Source organism: Micromonospora sp. NPDC049282, from assembly GCF_043197045.1.
Lineage (GTDB): Bacteria > Actinomycetota > Actinomycetes > Mycobacteriales > Micromonosporaceae > Micromonospora.
This window is the reverse complement of sequence record NZ_JBICSL010000021.1, coordinates 62,026-75,767: the sequence shown is the minus strand read 5'-3', so window position 1 is coordinate 75,767 and position 13,742 is coordinate 62,026. Positions and strand designations below refer to the sequence as shown.

General features: G+C 67.7%; 23 protein-coding genes. All 23 read left to right on the top strand.

The features are described 5' to 3' along the window. Positions 1 to 18 precede the first annotated feature (18 nt). The 23 genes from fusA (at position 19) to rplO (ending at position 13,564) form a co-directional block, all read left to right on the top strand. Positions 19 to 2,115 carry an elongation factor G gene (gene fusA / locus ACGFI2_RS26740; protein ID WP_393521882.1) on the top strand — a complete coding sequence of 699 codons (2,097 nt, stop codon included), beginning with the start codon at positions 19 to 21 and terminating at the stop codon, positions 2,113 to 2,115. A 224-nt stretch (positions 2,116 to 2,339) separates the two neighbouring features. Beyond that, positions 2,340 to 3,533, top strand: coding sequence for an elongation factor Tu (tuf, locus tag ACGFI2_RS26735; RefSeq protein WP_393521880.1), 1,194 nt, complete (start codon positions 2,340 to 2,342; stop codon positions 3,531 to 3,533). 355 nt (positions 3,534 to 3,888) lie between these two features. Then, positions 3,889 to 4,197 carry a 30S ribosomal protein S10 gene (gene rpsJ, locus ACGFI2_RS26730; RefSeq protein ID WP_007073037.1) on the top strand — a complete coding sequence of 103 codons (309 nt, stop codon included), beginning with the start codon at positions 3,889 to 3,891 and terminating at the stop codon, positions 4,195 to 4,197. Positions 4,198 to 4,208: 11 nt separating this feature from the next. Further along, positions 4,209 to 4,874, top strand: a complete 666-nt coding sequence (rplC, locus tag ACGFI2_RS26725; RefSeq protein ID WP_393521878.1) for a 50S ribosomal protein L3 — start codon at positions 4,209 to 4,211, stop codon at positions 4,872 to 4,874. After that, positions 4,871 to 5,536 (top strand): 50S ribosomal protein L4, encoded by a 666-nt coding sequence (rplD, locus tag ACGFI2_RS26720; protein WP_393521876.1) that lies wholly within the window; start codon positions 4,871 to 4,873, stop codon positions 5,534 to 5,536. Before rplC ends, rplD begins: the two co-directional genes overlap by 4 nt. After that, positions 5,533 to 5,835 (top strand): 50S ribosomal protein L23, encoded by a 303-nt coding sequence (gene rplW / locus ACGFI2_RS26715; RefSeq protein ID WP_013288632.1) that lies wholly within the window; start codon positions 5,533 to 5,535, stop codon positions 5,833 to 5,835. The genes rplD and rplW overlap by 4 nt, the downstream gene beginning before the upstream one ends. Before the next feature lie 12 nt (positions 5,836 to 5,847). Continuing rightward, on the top strand, positions 5,848 to 6,687 hold the full coding sequence (gene rplB, locus ACGFI2_RS26710; RefSeq protein WP_278109425.1) for a 50S ribosomal protein L2: 840 nt from the start codon (positions 5,848 to 5,850) through the stop codon (positions 6,685 to 6,687). 12 nt (positions 6,688 to 6,699) lie between these two features. Beyond that, on the top strand, positions 6,700 to 6,981 hold the full coding sequence (gene rpsS / locus ACGFI2_RS26705; protein WP_007073032.1) for a 30S ribosomal protein S19: 282 nt from the start codon (positions 6,700 to 6,702) through the stop codon (positions 6,979 to 6,981). Positions 6,982 to 7,021: 40 nt separating this feature from the next. After that, complete coding sequence (gene rplV, locus ACGFI2_RS26700; RefSeq protein ID WP_181570337.1) at positions 7,022 to 7,477, top strand: 50S ribosomal protein L22; 456 nt, start codon at positions 7,022 to 7,024, stop codon at positions 7,475 to 7,477. Further along, the gene (gene rpsC / locus ACGFI2_RS26695) at positions 7,477 to 8,361 is read left to right on the top strand and encodes a 30S ribosomal protein S3 (protein WP_393521873.1); all 885 of its coding nucleotides are present in this window, start codon (positions 7,477 to 7,479) and stop codon (positions 8,359 to 8,361) included. Before rplV ends, rpsC begins: the two co-directional genes overlap by 1 nt. A gap of 3 nt (positions 8,362 to 8,364) precedes the next feature. Continuing rightward, positions 8,365 to 8,790, top strand: coding sequence for a 50S ribosomal protein L16 (rplP, locus tag ACGFI2_RS26690; RefSeq protein ID WP_007465292.1), 426 nt, complete (start codon positions 8,365 to 8,367; stop codon positions 8,788 to 8,790). Beyond that, positions 8,790 to 9,026 (top strand): 50S ribosomal protein L29, encoded by a 237-nt coding sequence (gene rpmC / locus ACGFI2_RS26685; protein ID WP_343445064.1) that lies wholly within the window; start codon positions 8,790 to 8,792, stop codon positions 9,024 to 9,026. The genes rplP and rpmC overlap by 1 nt, the downstream gene beginning before the upstream one ends. Beyond that, a complete protein-coding gene (rpsQ, locus tag ACGFI2_RS26680; RefSeq protein WP_393521870.1) occupies positions 9,023 to 9,301 on the top strand; it encodes a 30S ribosomal protein S17 in 279 nt (92 codons plus the stop codon). Before rpmC ends, rpsQ begins: the two co-directional genes overlap by 4 nt. Before the next feature lie 97 nt (positions 9,302 to 9,398). Further along, the gene (gene rplN / locus ACGFI2_RS26675; protein WP_007465279.1) at positions 9,399 to 9,767 is read left to right on the top strand and encodes a 50S ribosomal protein L14; all 369 of its coding nucleotides are present in this window, start codon (positions 9,399 to 9,401) and stop codon (positions 9,765 to 9,767) included. Then, the gene (gene rplX, locus ACGFI2_RS26670; protein WP_181570334.1) at positions 9,764 to 10,084 is read left to right on the top strand and encodes a 50S ribosomal protein L24; all 321 of its coding nucleotides are present in this window, start codon (positions 9,764 to 9,766) and stop codon (positions 10,082 to 10,084) included. Before rplN ends, rplX begins: the two co-directional genes overlap by 4 nt. Further along, complete coding sequence (gene rplE, locus ACGFI2_RS26665; protein WP_393521868.1) at positions 10,084 to 10,653, top strand: 50S ribosomal protein L5; 570 nt, start codon at positions 10,084 to 10,086, stop codon at positions 10,651 to 10,653. The genes rplX and rplE overlap by 1 nt, the downstream gene beginning before the upstream one ends. A gap of 1 nt (position 10,654) precedes the next feature. Then, complete coding sequence (locus ACGFI2_RS26660) at positions 10,655 to 10,840, top strand: type Z 30S ribosomal protein S14 (protein WP_007073023.1); 186 nt, start codon at positions 10,655 to 10,657, stop codon at positions 10,838 to 10,840. A 98-nt stretch (positions 10,841 to 10,938) separates the two neighbouring features. After that, on the top strand, positions 10,939 to 11,346 hold the full coding sequence (rpsH, locus tag ACGFI2_RS26655; protein WP_393521866.1) for a 30S ribosomal protein S8: 408 nt from the start codon (positions 10,939 to 10,941) through the stop codon (positions 11,344 to 11,346). A 16-nt stretch (positions 11,347 to 11,362) separates the two neighbouring features. Next, positions 11,363 to 11,905 (top strand): 50S ribosomal protein L6, encoded by a 543-nt coding sequence (gene rplF, locus ACGFI2_RS26650; RefSeq protein ID WP_393521864.1) that lies wholly within the window; start codon positions 11,363 to 11,365, stop codon positions 11,903 to 11,905. Beyond that, a complete protein-coding gene (gene rplR / locus ACGFI2_RS26645; protein ID WP_181570331.1) occupies positions 11,902 to 12,291 on the top strand; it encodes a 50S ribosomal protein L18 in 390 nt (129 codons plus the stop codon). Before rplF ends, rplR begins: the two co-directional genes overlap by 4 nt. A 33-nt stretch (positions 12,292 to 12,324) precedes the next feature. Then, positions 12,325 to 12,939, top strand: a complete 615-nt coding sequence (gene rpsE / locus ACGFI2_RS26640; protein ID WP_013288621.1) for a 30S ribosomal protein S5 — start codon at positions 12,325 to 12,327, stop codon at positions 12,937 to 12,939. Next, a complete protein-coding gene (gene rpmD, locus ACGFI2_RS26635) occupies positions 12,939 to 13,121 on the top strand; it encodes a 50S ribosomal protein L30 (RefSeq protein WP_091065818.1) in 183 nt (60 codons plus the stop codon). Before rpsE ends, rpmD begins: the two co-directional genes overlap by 1 nt. Further along, positions 13,121 to 13,564, top strand: a complete 444-nt coding sequence (gene rplO / locus ACGFI2_RS26630; RefSeq protein ID WP_181570330.1) for a 50S ribosomal protein L15 — start codon at positions 13,121 to 13,123, stop codon at positions 13,562 to 13,564. Before rpmD ends, rplO begins: the two co-directional genes overlap by 1 nt. Positions 13,565 to 13,742: the final 178 nt, after the last annotated feature.

Sequence of the window (13,742 nt, the reverse complement as noted above, 5' to 3'; positions counted from 1 at the left end):
CGATAAGTAGGGATTGAAGTGGCCGCCGCAGACGCGCTCGCCAACGTACGCAACATCGGCATCATGGCGCACATCGATGCCGGTAAGACCACGACCACCGAGCGAATCCTCTTCTACACCGGCATCACGTACAAGATCGGCGAGGTCCACGAGGGCGGCGCCGTCATGGACTGGATGGAGCAGGAGCAGGAGCGCGGTATCACGATCACTTCCGCCGCCACGAAGTGCGAGTGGAAGGGCCACACGATCCAGATCATCGACACGCCCGGTCACGTCGACTTCACGGTCGAGGTGGAGCGGTCGCTGCGTGTTCTGGACGGTGCGGTCGCGGTGTACGACGGCGTGGCCGGTGTGGAGCCCCAGACGGAGAACGTCTGGCGTCAGGCGGACAAGTACAACGTCCCCCGGATGTGCTTCGTCAACAAGCTCGACCGGACCGGCGCCGACTTCTTCCGCTGCGTGCAGATGATGATCGACCGGCTCAACGCCACCCCGCTGGTGCTCCAGATCCCGATCGGTGCCGAGTCCGACTTCATCGGCGTGGTCGACCTGGTCGAGATGCGCGCGCTCACCTGGCGCGGCGAGACCCAGAAGGGTGAGGACTACGCGGTCGAGGAGATCCCGGCCGACCTCGCCGACTCCGCCGCCGAGTGGCGCGAGAAGCTGATGGAGACCCTCGCCGACGTCGACGACTCGGTGATGGAGAAGTACCTCGAGGGCGAGGAGATCTCCGCCGAGGAGATCAGGGCCGCCATCCGCCGGGCCACCATCGCCGGCAAGGCCAACCCGGTCCTCACCGGTACCGCCTTCAAGAACAAGGGCATCCAGCCGATGCTGGACGCGGTCGTCGCGTACCTGCCGTCGCCGCTGGACGTCCCGGCAATCGAGGGTACGGCCACCGACGGCGAGACGCCGATGCTGCGCAAGCCGTCGACCTCGGAGCCGTTCTCCGGCCTGGCCTTCAAGATCCAGACCGACAAGCACCTCGGCAAGCTGACGTACGTCCGGATCTACTCCGGCACGCTCGAGTCCGGTTCTCAGGTGATCAACTCCACCAAGGACCGCAAGGAGCGCATCGGCAAGATCTACCAGATGCACGCCAACAAGCGGGAGGAGCGCAGCACCGCCAAGGCCGGCGACATCATCGCGGTCCAGGGTCTGAAGCAGACCACCACCGGTGACACCCTGTGCGACCCGGCGAAGCCGGTCATCCTCGAGTCGATGACCTTCCCGGAGCCGGTCATCGAGGTGGCCATCGAGCCGAAGACCAAGGCCGACCAGGAGAAGCTCAGCACCGCCATCCAGCGGCTGGCCGAGGAGGACCCGACCTTCCGCGTCAAGCTGGACGACCAGACCGGTCAGACGGTCATCTCCGGCATGGGCGAGCTGCACCTGGACATCCTGGTCGACCGGATGCGCCGCGAGTTCAACGTCGAGGCGAACATCGGCAAGCCGCAGGTGGCGTACCGTGAGACCATCCGCCGCAAGGTGGACAAGGTCGAGTACACCCACAAGAAGCAGACCGGTGGCTCCGGCCAGTACGCCCGCGTGATCGTGAGCCTCGAGCCGCTGCCCATGGGCAACGACTCGCCGACCTACGAGTTCGCGAACGCCGTCACCGGTGGCCGCATCCCCCGGGAGTTCATCCCCTCGGTGGACGCGGGCGCCCAGGACGCCATGCAGTACGGCATTCTCGCCGGCTTCCCGCTGGTGGGTCTCAAGCTGACGCTGCTGGACGGCCAGTACCACGAGGTCGACTCGTCCGAGATGGCGTTCAAGATCGCCGGTTCGATGGTGATGAAGGAGGCGGCCCGCAAGGCCGACCCCGCACTGCTCGAGCCGATGATGGCCGTTGAGGTCACCACTCCTGAGGAGAACATGGGTGACGTCATCGGCGACCTCAACTCCCGTCGCGGCATCATCCAGGCGATGGAGGAGCGCAGCGGCGCTCGCGTCGTCCGGGCTCTGGTGCCGCTGTCGGAGATGTTCGGCTACGTCGGCGACCTGCGGTCGAAGACCCAGGGCCGGGCTAGCTACAGCATGCAGTTCGACTCCTACGCCGAAGTGCCGCAGAGCGTGGCGAAGGAGATCATCGCCAAGGCGACGGGTGAGTGACGCTCACCCCGAGCTGACCCGATGATCCGGGGGCGGTCGCGGGAGGGATCTCCCGCCCGCGGCCACCTCGGTCGGGTTGTGTGAATCCGGGCCTGTAGGCTTCATCGCCGCAGAACCCACAAAGGCTATCCGGCCGTGCGGCCGGAAAGGCTGTCGACAGAGTCCTACGCGCCGACCGGCGCACCGGGGCGAACGAACCAAGAAAGTCCACCAGGAGGACACCAGTGGCGAAGGCGAAGTTCGAGCGGACTAAGCCGCACGTCAACATCGGCACCATTGGTCACATCGACCACGGTAAGACGACGCTGACGGCGGCCATCACGAAGGTCCTGCACGACCAGTACCCGGACCTGAACCCGTACACGCCGTTCGACGAGATCGACAAGGCGCCGGAGGAGAAGTCCCGCGGCATCACGATCTCGATCTCGCACGTCGAGTACCAGACCGAGGCGCGTCACTACGCGCACGTCGACTGCCCCGGTCACGCCGACTACATCAAGAACATGATCACCGGTGCCGCGCAGATGGACGGCGCGATCCTGGTGGTGGCGGCGACCGACGGCCCGATGCCGCAGACCCGCGAGCACGTGCTGCTGGCCCGTCAGGTCGGTGTGCCGTACATCGTCGTGGCGCTCAACAAGAGCGACATGGTCGACGACGAGGAGCTTCTGGAGCTCGTCGAGCTCGAGGTCCGTGAGCTGCTCTCCTCGCAGGAGTACCCGGGTGACGACCTGCCGGTCGTCCAGGTTTCCGCGCTGAGGGCGCTCGAGGGCGACCCGGTCTGGACCGAGAAGCTGCTCGAGCTGATGAGCGCGGTCGACACCGCGATCCCGCAGCCGGAGCGCGAGACCGAGCGGCCGTTCCTCATGCCCGTCGAGGACGTGTTCACGATCACGGGTCGTGGCACCGTCGTCACCGGTCGTGTCGAGCGCGGCGTGCTGCTCCCGAACGAGGACGTCGAGGTCGTCGGCATCCGCGAGAAGGGCTTCAAGACCAAGGTCACCGCGATCGAGATGTTCCGGAAGACCCTGGACGACGCCCGCGCAGGCGAGAACGTCGGTCTGCTGCTGCGTGGCACCAAGCGCGAGGACGTCGAGCGCGGCATGGTCGTCATCAAGCCGGGCACCACGACCCCGCACACGGAGTTCGAGGCGACGGTCTACATCCTCTCCAAGGAGGAGGGTGGCCGCCACACCCCGTTCTTCCAGAACTACCGTCCGCAGTTCTACTTCCGGACCACGGACGTCACCGGCGTCGTCACGCTGCCCGAGGGCACCGAGATGGTCATGCCGGGCGACAACACCTCGATGTCGGTGAAGCTGATCCAGCCCATCGCCATGGAGGACAACCTGAAGTTCGCGATTCGCGAGGGTGGTCGTACGGTCGGCGCGGGTCGCGTCACCAAGATCATCAAGTGAGCTGGGTAACCCCGATTAGCGTCGCCGCCGGTCGTGCGGCATACTAGTCAGGTTGCGTAACGACAGTAGGTCGACCGCGTCCGGCTGAGGCTGGACCTCCGGGAGTCAGACTGTCTCGCGTGGGGTGGTTGACCGCCATCAGTGGTCAACCACCCTCGCGCGGCGTCCAGGTCGCGGTAACCGCGATCGACGCCATGACCCACCGCGCGGTCAGAGAATCGCTCCGGAGCCTCGGGGCGGAGCCTGGTCCACGGGCGCGACACGCCCGACCGCGGGGGTCGGCGGAAGTGGGCCTGTACCAGCCGGTACAGGTGCCCGCAACACAGCGGCATCGAGAGAAGGAACAGAAGCCACCATGGCGGGACAGAAGATCCGCATCCGGCTCAAGGCCTATGACCACGAGGTCGTCGACTCCTCGGCTCGGAAGATCGTCGAGACGGTGACGCGTACCGGGGCGCAGGTCGCTGGCCCGGTGCCGCTGCCCACGGAGATCAACCGTTTCTGCGTCATCCGCTCGCCGCACAAGTACAAGGACTCGCGCGAGCACTTCGAGATGCGCACGCACAAGCGTCTGATCGACATCATCGACCCGACCCCGAAGACGGTCGACTCGCTCATGCGCCTCGACCTGCCGGCTGGCGTCGACATCGAGATCAAGCTGTAGGGATCGATCAAATGGACAGGCAAGTCAAGGGGATCCTGGGCGCCAAGCTCGGCATGACCCAGGTCTGGGACAACAACAAGGTCGTCCCCGTGACCGTGGTCGAGGCCGGCCCGTGCGTCGTGAGCCAGGTCCGTAGCGCCGACAAGGACGGCTACTCCGCCGTTCAGCTCGCCTACGGAGCCATCGACCCGCGCAAGGTCAAGAAGCCGGTCGCCGGGCACTACGCCAAGGCGGACGTCGCGCCGCGCCGGCACATCGTCGAGCTGCGCACCGCCGACGCCGCGGACTACGCACCGGGCCAGGAGGTCACGGTCGACGAGTTCCCGGTCGGCGCCGTGATCGACGTCACCGGCCGGACCAAGGGCAAGGGCTACGCCGGCCCGATGAAGCGGCACGGCTTCCACGGTCTGCGCGCCAGCCACGGTGTCGAGCGCAAGCACCGCTCGCCCGGCTCCATCGGCGCCTGCGCGACCCCGGGTCGCGTCTTCAAGGGCACCCGGATGGCGGGCCGGATGGGTGGCGTGCGCTACACCGTCCAGAACCTGACCGTCCAGGCGGTCGACACCGAGAACAACCTCCTGCTCGTCCGCGGCGCCATCCCTGGCCCGAAGGGCGCGCTGGTCCTGGTCCGCACCGCGGCCAAGGCGAGGGTGAAGAAGGGCGGTGTGGCCAAGTGACCACCGTTGACGTCCTGAACGTCGAAGGCGGCAGGAGCGGCTCCGTCGAGCTGCCGGCCGACATCTTCGACGTGCAGGCGAACATCGCGTTGATGCACCAGGTCGTGGTGGCTCAGCTCGCGGCGGCCCGACAGGGCACGCACAAGACCAAGAGCCGCGGCGAGGTCTCCGGCGGTGGCCGGAAGCCTTACAAGCAGAAGGGCACCGGTCGTGCCCGCCAGGGCTCGACCCGCGCGCCGCAGTTCGCCGGCGGTGGCGTGGTCCACGGCCCGGTGCCGCGCGACTACAGCCAGCGGACCCCGAAGAAGATGAAGGCCGCCGCCCTGCGTGGCGCCCTCTCCGACCGGGCTCGCGCCGGCCAGGTGCACGTCGTCGAGGCGTTCGTCTCGGGCGAGCAGCCGTCGACCAAGGCGGCCCTGGCCACGCTGACCAAGCTGACCCAGGCCCGTCGGGTCCTGGTCGTGCTGAGCAGCACGGACGAGCTGAACTGGGTGTCGCTGCGGAACCTGCGCAACGCGCGGGACAGCCGGGTGCACCTGATCGAGGCCGGCCAGCTCAACACCTACGACGTGCTGGTGGCCGACGACGTGGTCTTCACCAAGGAGGCCCTGGACGAGTTCCTGGGCGTGCCAGCCGAGACCACCGAGGAGGGTGGCAAGTGAGCACGATCGCCGATCCGCGTGACGTCATCGTCGCGCCGGTCGTCTCGGAGAAGAGCTACAGCGAGCTGAACCGGAACTGGTACACCTTCCTGGTGCACCCGGACGCGAACAAGACCGAGATCAAGATCGCTATCCAGCAGATCTTCAACGTCCGCGTCCTGACGGTCAACACGCTCAACCGCGAGGGCAAGCGCAAGCGGACCCGCACCGGGTTCGGCAAGCGCAAGGACACCAAGCGCGCGATGGTGAAGCTGGCTGACGGTGACCGTATCGAGGCCTTCGGCGGCCCGGTCAGCTGAGGGGTGTAGACAATGGCTATCCGTAAGTACAAGCCGACGACGCCGGGCCGGCGCGGTTCGAGCGTCGCCGACTTCGCCGAGATCACCCGGTCCACGCCGGAGAAGTCGCTGCTGGCTCCGCTGCCGAAGAAGGGCGGACGCAACGCCCACGGCCGGATCACCACGCGGCACCACGGTGGCGGTCACAAGCGGCAGTACCGTCTGATCGACTTCAAGCGGGTCGACAAGGACGGCGTGCCGGCGAAGGTCGCCCACATCGAGTACGACCCGAACCGCACCGCGCGCATCGCGCTGCTGCACTACGCCGACGGCGAGAAGCGCTACATCCTCGCGCCGAAGGACCTGAAGCAGGGCGACCGCGTCGAGTCCGGTCCGGGCGCCGACATCAAGCCGGGCAACAACCTGCCGCTACGCAACATCCCGGTGGGTACCACCGTCCACAACGTGGAGCTGCGTCCGGGCGGTGGCGCCAAGCTGGCCCGCTCGGCCGGCGTCGGCATCCAGCTGCTCGGCCGTGAGGGCGCGTACGCGACCCTGCGTATGCCGTCCGGCGAGATCCGGCGGGTCGACGTGCGCTGCCGCGCCAGCGTCGGCGAGATCGGCAACGCCGACCAGTCGAACATCAACTGGGGCAAGGCCGGCCGCATGCGGTGGAAGGGCAAGCGCCCGACCGTCCGTGGTGTCGCCATGAACCCGGTCGACCACCCGCACGGTGGTGGTGAGGGTAAGACCTCCGGTGGTCGCCACCCGGTCAACCCGCAGGGTAAGCCCGAGGGCCGCACCCGTCGTAAGGGCCAGCCGAGCGACCGGCTGATCGTCCGCCGCCGCTACGCCACGCGTAAGCGCGGCTGAGGGAGATAAGACATGCCTCGCAGCCTGAAGAAGGGCCCGTTCGTCGACGACCACCTGCTCAAGAAGGTGGAGACGCAGAACGACAAGGGCTCGAAGAACGTGATCAAGACCTGGTCGCGGCGCTCGACGATCATCCCGGAGATGCTGGGTCACACGATCGCCGTGCACGACGGACGCAAGCACGTCCCGGTCTTCGTGACCGAGGCCATGGTCGGGCACAAGCTCGGCGAGTTCGCGCTGACCCGCACGTTCAAGGGTCACGAGAAGGACGACCGGAAGAGCCGCCGGCGCTGACGCCGCGGGCATACGGATAGAGGAACAAGGGGTTACAGCGATGCCAGGAAAGGGCGACGCTCCGGTGCTTCCGGGCGCGCGGGCGGTTGCGCGGCACGTGCGCATCTCGCCGATGAAGGCGCGCCGGGTGGTCAACCTCGTCCGCGGCCTGCCCGCGAAGGAGGCGCTCACGGTGCTGCAGTTCGCGCCGCAGGCTGCGAGCGAGCAGGTGTACAAGGTGCTCGCGAGTGCGATCGCCAACGCGGAGAACAACGAGCGGCTGGACCCCGACGCGCTGCTCGTCAGCGAGGCGTTCGTCGACGAGGGCCCGACGATGAAGCGGTTCCGGCCGCGGGCGCAGGGCCGGGCCTACCGGATCCGCAAGCGGACCTGCCACATCACCGTGGCGGTCGAGGCTGTGGCTCCGGCCGCGCCGAAGAAGTCGGCCAAGAAGGCCGCTCCGGCCAAGCAGGCCGAGCCGGCGCAGGGGCAGAGCACGACGGAGGGTGCCGAGTAATGGGTCAGAAGGTTCACCCGACCGGGTTCCGGCTCGGCATCTCGACCGACTGGAAGTCCCGCTGGTTCGCGGACAAGCTCTACAAGGACTACATCGGCGAGGATGTCAAGATCCGCCGGATGATGTCCAAGGGCCTCGAGCGCGCCGGCATCTCCAAGGTCGACATCGAGCGCACCCGGGACCGGGTCCGCGTCGACATCCACACCGCCCGGCCGGGCATCGTCATCGGCCGTAAGGGTGCGGAGGCCGACCGGATCCGCGGCGAGCTGGAGAAGCTCACCGGCAAGCAGGTTCAGCTGAACATCATCGAGGTGAAGAGCCCCGAGGCGGACGCTCAGCTGGTCGCCCAGGGCGTCGCCGAGCAGCTGTCCAGCCGGGTCAGCTTCCGTCGGGCCATGCGCAAGTCGATGCAGTCCGCGATGAAGAACCCGGCCTGCAAGGGCATCCGGGTTCAGGTCTCGGGCCGTCTCGGCGGCGCCGAGATGAGCCGGACCGAGTTCTACCGCGAGGGCCGGGTCCCGCTGCACACGCTGCGGGCCAACATCGAGTACGGCTTCTTCGAGGCCCGTACCACGTTCGGCCGGATCGGCGTGAAGGTCTGGATCTACAAGGGCGACGCCGTCCCGGGCCGGGAGGCTCCGGCCGAGACCGGTCCGTCGCGCCCGCGCCGTGACCGTGGCGACCGTCCCGAGCGGCCGCGCCGTGGCCGGTCGGGTTCGTCCGGCACCACCGCCGGTGGCACCGAGGCTGGCCGGGCTGCCGCGACCACGATCGCGCAGCAGGCCGAGACGCCGAGCGGCGAGCCGGTCGACAGCGCTGCTGTCGCCGCGGCTGCGTCCGCCCCGGCCGAGTCCCAGCCGGCAGAAAAGCAGCAGGAGGGCTGACAGATGCTGATGCCGCGCAAGCCTCCGAAGGGCTTCCGCAAGCCGCACCACCCGGACCGCAGTGGCGCGTCCAAGGGTGGTAACCGGGTGGTGTTCGGCGAGTTCGGGATCCAGGCTCTCGAGCCGGCGTACGTGACCAACCGCCAGATCGAGTCGGCGCGTATCGCGATGACCCGTCACATCAAGCGTGGCGGCAAGGTCTGGATCACGATCTTCCCGGACCAGGCCCTCACCAAGAAGCCGGCCGAGACCCGGATGGGTTCCGGCAAGGGTTCGCCCGAGTGGTGGGTCGCCAACGTGAAGCCGGGGCGGGTCCTCTTCGAGATGTCCTTCCCCAACGAGCAGATCGCGCGAGAGGCGATGCGTCGCGCGATCCACAAGCTCCCGATGAAGTGCCGCATTGTTACGCGCGAAGTGGGTGAATCCTGATGGCAGCGGGCGTCAAGGCCTCCGAGCTGCGTGAGCACTCCGACGAGGAGCTGGTCACGAAGCTGCGCGAGGCGAAGGCGGAGCTGTTCAACCTCCGCGTGCAGGGCGCAACCGGGCAGCTGGACAACAACCGGCGGCTGCAGGTCATCCGTCGGGAGATCGCCCGGATCTACACGATCATGCGTGAGCGTGAGTTGGGTCTCTCGACCGCGCCGACTGAGGTGACTGCATCATGAGTGACGAGAACGCCACCGCCACCGTGCGGGCCCGCCGTAAGGTCCGTGAGGGCCTCGTGGTGAGCGACAAGATGGACAAGACCGTCGTGGTCGAGGTCGAGGACCGGGTCAAGCACGCGCTGTACGGCAAGATCATGCGCCGTACCCGCAAGCTGAAGGTGCACGACGAGCAGAACTCGGCCGGCATCGGCGACCGGGTCCTGATCATGGAGACCCGGCCGCTCTCCGCCACCAAGCGGTGGCGGATCGTGGAGATCCTTGAGAAGGCCAAGTAGCGAAGGCTCGAGCTCGGCCGGTATCGGTCGGGCGAAGGTTCCGCCAGGCTCCGGCCGCCCCCGGCGGCCGGAGAACCGGCAGACATAGGAGATAGACGTGATTCAGCAGGAGTCGCGACTGCGCGTCGCCGACAACACGGGTGCCCGGGAGATCCTGTGCATCCGGGTTCTCGGTGGCTCCGGTCGGCGCTACGCGAGCATCGGCGACGTCATCGTGGCCACGGTCAAGGACGCGATCCCCGGTGCTGGTGTGAAGAAGGGCGACGTCGTCAAGGCCGTCGTCGTTCGGACCGCCAAGGAGAGGCGGCGGCCGGACGGGTCGTACATCCGCTTCGACGAGAACGCCGCCGTCATCATCAAGGACGGCGGGGACCCGCGCGGTACCCGCATCTTCGGCCCGGTGGGCCGCGAGCTGCGGGACAAGCGGTTCATGAAGATCATCTCTCTCGCGCCGGAGGTGTTGTGACCGTGAAGGTCAAGAAGGGCGACACGGTCGTCGTCATCGCCGGCAAGGACAAGGGTGCCAAGGGCAAGGTCATCGCGGCCTACCCGCGGCAGGACAAGGTCCTGGTCGAGGGCGTGAACCGGGTCAAGAAGCACACTCGCATCAGCACCACTCAGCGTGGCGCCAAGACCGGTGGCATCGTCACCCAGGAGGCCCCCATCCACGTCTCGAACGTGATGGTCATGGACTCCGACGGCAAGCCGACCCGCGTCGGCTACCGGATCGACGACAACGGCCAGAAGGTCCGCATCGCGCGTAGCACCGGTAAGGACCTGTGATGACCACGGCTACCGAAACGAAGACCCTGCCGCGTCTCAAGGAGCGGTACCGCAACGAGGTCGTGGCGAAGCTGCAGGAGCAGCACGCCTACGGCAACCCCATGCAGGTGCCCGGCCTGGTCAAGATCGTCGTCAACATGGGTGTCGGCGAGGCCGCTCGGGACGCCAAGCTGATCGACGGCGCCGTCCGCGACCTGGCCACCATCACCGGCCAGAAGCCGCTGGTCCGGCGGGCCACCAAGTCCATCGCGCAGTTCAAGCTCCGCGAGGGCATGCCGATCGGCGCGAAGGTCACCCTGCGGGGCGACCGGATGTGGGAGTTCCTGGACCGGCTGCTGTCCATCGCGCTGCCGCGTATCCGTGACTTCCGCGGTCTGGACGGGCGCAAGCTCGACGGGCACGGCAACTACACGTTCGGTCTGACCGAGCAGTCGGTGTTCCACGAGATCGACCAGGACAAGATCGATCGCCAGCGGGGCATGGACATCACGGTGGTCACGACCGCCACGACCGACGACGAGGGCCGGGCGCTGCTCAAGCTCCTGGGCTTCCCGTTCAAGGAGAACTGAGATGGCCAAGAAGGCGCTGATCCTTAAGGCGGCCGCGAAGCCGAAGTTCTCGGTTCGCGCGTACACCCGCTGCCAGCGGTGCGGGCGTCCGAAGGCGGTCTACCGCAAGTTCGGTCTCTGCCGGGTGTGCATCCGGGAGATGGCCCACCGCGGTGAGCTGCCCGGCGTGTCCAAGGCTTCCTGGTAATAGCCCGGCGCGCTCCGGCGCGTCAGCTGAACTGTCTCTTCGCCGTAGGCCCCGGGCCTGGCCCGGGGAACCCCGGCGAGAAAGGTTGACGAGTTTTCATGACGATGACCGACCCGATCGCAGACATGCTCACGCGTCTGCGTAACGCCAACCAGGCGTACCACGACCGGGTGACGATGCCCTACTCGAAGATCAAGGCGAACATCGCCGAGGTCCTCAAGGCCGAGGGTTACATCGCCACCTGGTCGGTCGAGGACCCCGAGGAGGGTGCCGTCGGCAAGCGACTGGTCGTCGAGTTGAAGTACGGCCAGAGCCGCGAGCGGAGCCTGGCCGGCATCAAGCGCGTGTCCAAGCCCGGTCTCCGGGTGTACGCCAAGTCGGACGGGCTCCCGCGGGTGCTCGGCGGGCTGGGTGTGGCGATCATTTCGACGTCCCAGGGGCTGCTGACCGACCGGCAGGCCCGCAAGCGGAGCGTTGGCGGGGAAGTCCTCGCCTTCGTCTGGTAACGGGAGACAGGTAGAAATGTCGCGTATTGGACGTAAATCGATCCCGGTGCCCTCCGGCGTCGACATCACGATCGACGGCCAGACCGTCAAGGTCAAGGGCCCCAAGGGCGAGCTGAGCCACGTGCTGGCCGAGCCGATCACGGCGGAGCGCAGCGAGAACGGCGAGGTGAACGTCAACCGGCCCAACGACGAGCGCAAGGCCAAGGAACTGCACGGCCTGAGCCGTACCCTGGTGGCGAACATGATCGTCGGGGTGACCGAGGGCTACCGCAAGAGCCTGGAGATCGCCGGCACCGGTTACCGCGTGACCGCCAAGGGCAAGGACCTGGAGTTCGCGCTCGGGTTCTCGCACCCGGTCGTGGTGCCGGCACCGGACGGCATCACCTTCACGGTCGAGCGGCCGACCTTGTTCCACGTCGCCGGCATCGACAAGCAACTGGTCGGCGAGGTCGCCGCCAACATCCGGAAGATCCGTCCGCCGGAGCCCTACAAGGGCAAGGGCGTGAAGTACCAGGGCGAGGTCATCCGCCGTAAGGCTGGAAAGGCAGGTAAGAAGTGAGCGCCACGCTGCTCAAGCGCCGCCGCGGCGTTGCCGCCAAGCGTGCCGTCGGGCGTGCGCGTCGGCACTTCCGGGTCCGCAAGAACGTCAGCGGCACCGGCGAGCGTCCCCGCCTCGTCGTCACCCGCTCCCTGCGGCACATGGTCGCCCAGGTCGTGGACGACACCAAGGGTCACACCCTGGCGTCGGCCTCGACCATGGACGCCTCGCTGCGCGGCGCCGAGGGCGACAAGAGCGCCCTGGCCGGCAAGGTCGGCGCCCTGCTCGCCGAGCGTGCCAAGGCCGCCGGCGTCTCGAAGGTCGTCTTCGACCGCGGTGGCAACCGGTACGCGGGGCGGGTCGCCGCGCTTGCCGACGCCGCCCGCGAAGCCGGGCTCGAGTTCTAGAAACCCCGTCACGAGAGAGAAGGAAGGCTGCTGATGCCAGGTCAACAGCGCCGTGGCGGCGGGTCCGGTGGCAACGAGGGTGGTCGCCGCGACAACCGCCGTGAGGGCGGCCGCGGAAACGCGCCCGTCGAGAAGACCCCGCACCTCGAGCGGGTCGTCGCGATCAACCGCGTCGCCAAGGTCGTGAAGGGTGGTCGTCGCTTCAGCTTCACCGCCCTCGTGATCGTGGGCGACGGCGACGGCACCGTCGGCGTGGGCTACGGAAAGGCCAAGGAGGTGCCCGCGGCGATCGCCAAGGGCGTCGAGGAGGCCAAGAAGCACTTCTTCAAGGTGCCGCGGATCGGTCAGTCGATCCCGCACCCGGTCACGGGCGAGGACGCCGCCGGTGTGGTGCTGCTCAAGCCGGCCTCCGCCGGTACGGGTGTCATCGCCGGTGGTCCGGTGCGTGCCGTGCTGGAGTGCGCGGGCATCCACGACGTGCTCTCCAAGAGCCTCGGCTCGTCCAACCCGATCAACATCGTGCACGCCACCGTGGCGGCCCTGAAGGGGCTCGAGTCCCCCGAGCAGGTCGCGGCGCGTCGTGGTCTGCCGGTGGAGGACGTCGCGCCGGCCGCCATGCTGGCGTCGCGTGCGGGGGTGGCGTCCTGATGGCACGTCTGAAGGTCACCCAGGTCCGGTCCGGGATCGGGCGCAAGCAGAACCAGCGTGACTCGCTGCGTTCGCTCGGGCTCAAGCGGATCAACGACGTGGTGGTCAAGGAGGACCGGCCGGAGATCCGTGGCATGATCTTCACGGTCAACCACCTCGTGAAGGTCGAGGAGGTCGAGTAATGACGATCAAGGTGCACCACCTGCGCCCGGCACCCGGAGCCAAGACCGACAAGACCCGCGTGGGTCGCGGTGAGGGCTCGAAGGGCAAGACCGCCGGTCGCGGTACCAAGGGTTCGAAGGCCCGGAAGAACATCTCGCCGGCGTTCGAGGGTGGGCAGATGCCCATCCACATGCGCCTGCCGAAGATGAAGGGCTTCAAGAACAAGTTCAAGGTCGTGTTCCAGGTGGTCAACCTGGACCGGCTGGCGGAGCTCTTCCCGAACGGCGGCCAGGTCGGCCCGGTCGAGTTGGTCGAGTCCGGCGCGGTCCGCAAGGGCCACCCGGTCAAGGTGCTCGGCACCGGCGACCTCGGCGGTGTCTCCCTCCAGGTGTCGGCGCACGCGTTCAGCGCGTCGGCCAAGGAGAAGATCACCGCGGCCGGCGGCTCGGTCACCGAGCTGTAGGCACGTTCGTGGCGCCCGCTCAGTTGTTCGCAACTGGGCGGGCGTCATGGTCTACCGGCCGTGTGTGCGCCAGGTAACATCGGATTCGGTTTATGTAGCCGGGCACATCTGCCCGGACCGGGATCGGGCTGTTAGAGTCCGTTGCCAGCCATGGATACCGGGCACTGGGCCCGGCATT

Coding starts and splice junctions, on each gene's coding strand:
- rplF (WP_393521864.1), top strand. CDS start 11,363: ATGTCGCGTATTGGACGTAAATCGATCCCGGTGCCCTCCGGCGTCGAC.
- rpsE (WP_013288621.1), top strand. CDS start 12,325: ATGCCAGGTCAACAGCGCCGTGGCGGCGGGTCCGGTGGCAACGAGGGT.
- rpsQ (WP_393521870.1), top strand. CDS start 9,023: ATGAGTGACGAGAACGCCACCGCCACCGTGCGGGCCCGCCGTAAGGTC.
- rplO (WP_181570330.1), top strand. CDS start 13,121: ATGACGATCAAGGTGCACCACCTGCGCCCGGCACCCGGAGCCAAGACC.
- rplV (WP_181570337.1), top strand. CDS start 7,022: ATGCCAGGAAAGGGCGACGCTCCGGTGCTTCCGGGCGCGCGGGCGGTT.
- rpmC (WP_343445064.1), top strand. CDS start 8,790: ATGGCAGCGGGCGTCAAGGCCTCCGAGCTGCGTGAGCACTCCGACGAG.
- rplE (WP_393521868.1), top strand. CDS start 10,084: ATGACCACGGCTACCGAAACGAAGACCCTGCCGCGTCTCAAGGAGCGG.
- rplB (WP_278109425.1), top strand. CDS start 5,848: ATGGCTATCCGTAAGTACAAGCCGACGACGCCGGGCCGGCGCGGTTCG.
- rpsJ (WP_007073037.1), top strand. CDS start 3,889: ATGGCGGGACAGAAGATCCGCATCCGGCTCAAGGCCTATGACCACGAG.
- rplP (WP_007465292.1), top strand. CDS start 8,365: ATGCTGATGCCGCGCAAGCCTCCGAAGGGCTTCCGCAAGCCGCACCAC.
- rpsC (WP_393521873.1), top strand. CDS start 7,477: ATGGGTCAGAAGGTTCACCCGACCGGGTTCCGGCTCGGCATCTCGACC.
- rpmD (WP_091065818.1), top strand. CDS start 12,939: ATGGCACGTCTGAAGGTCACCCAGGTCCGGTCCGGGATCGGGCGCAAG.
- rpsS (WP_007073032.1), top strand. CDS start 6,700: ATGCCTCGCAGCCTGAAGAAGGGCCCGTTCGTCGACGACCACCTGCTC.
- rpsH (WP_393521866.1), top strand. CDS start 10,939: ATGACGATGACCGACCCGATCGCAGACATGCTCACGCGTCTGCGTAAC.
- ACGFI2_RS26660 (WP_007073023.1), top strand. CDS start 10,655: ATGGCCAAGAAGGCGCTGATCCTTAAGGCGGCCGCGAAGCCGAAGTTC.
- rplC (WP_393521878.1), top strand. CDS start 4,209: ATGGACAGGCAAGTCAAGGGGATCCTGGGCGCCAAGCTCGGCATGACC.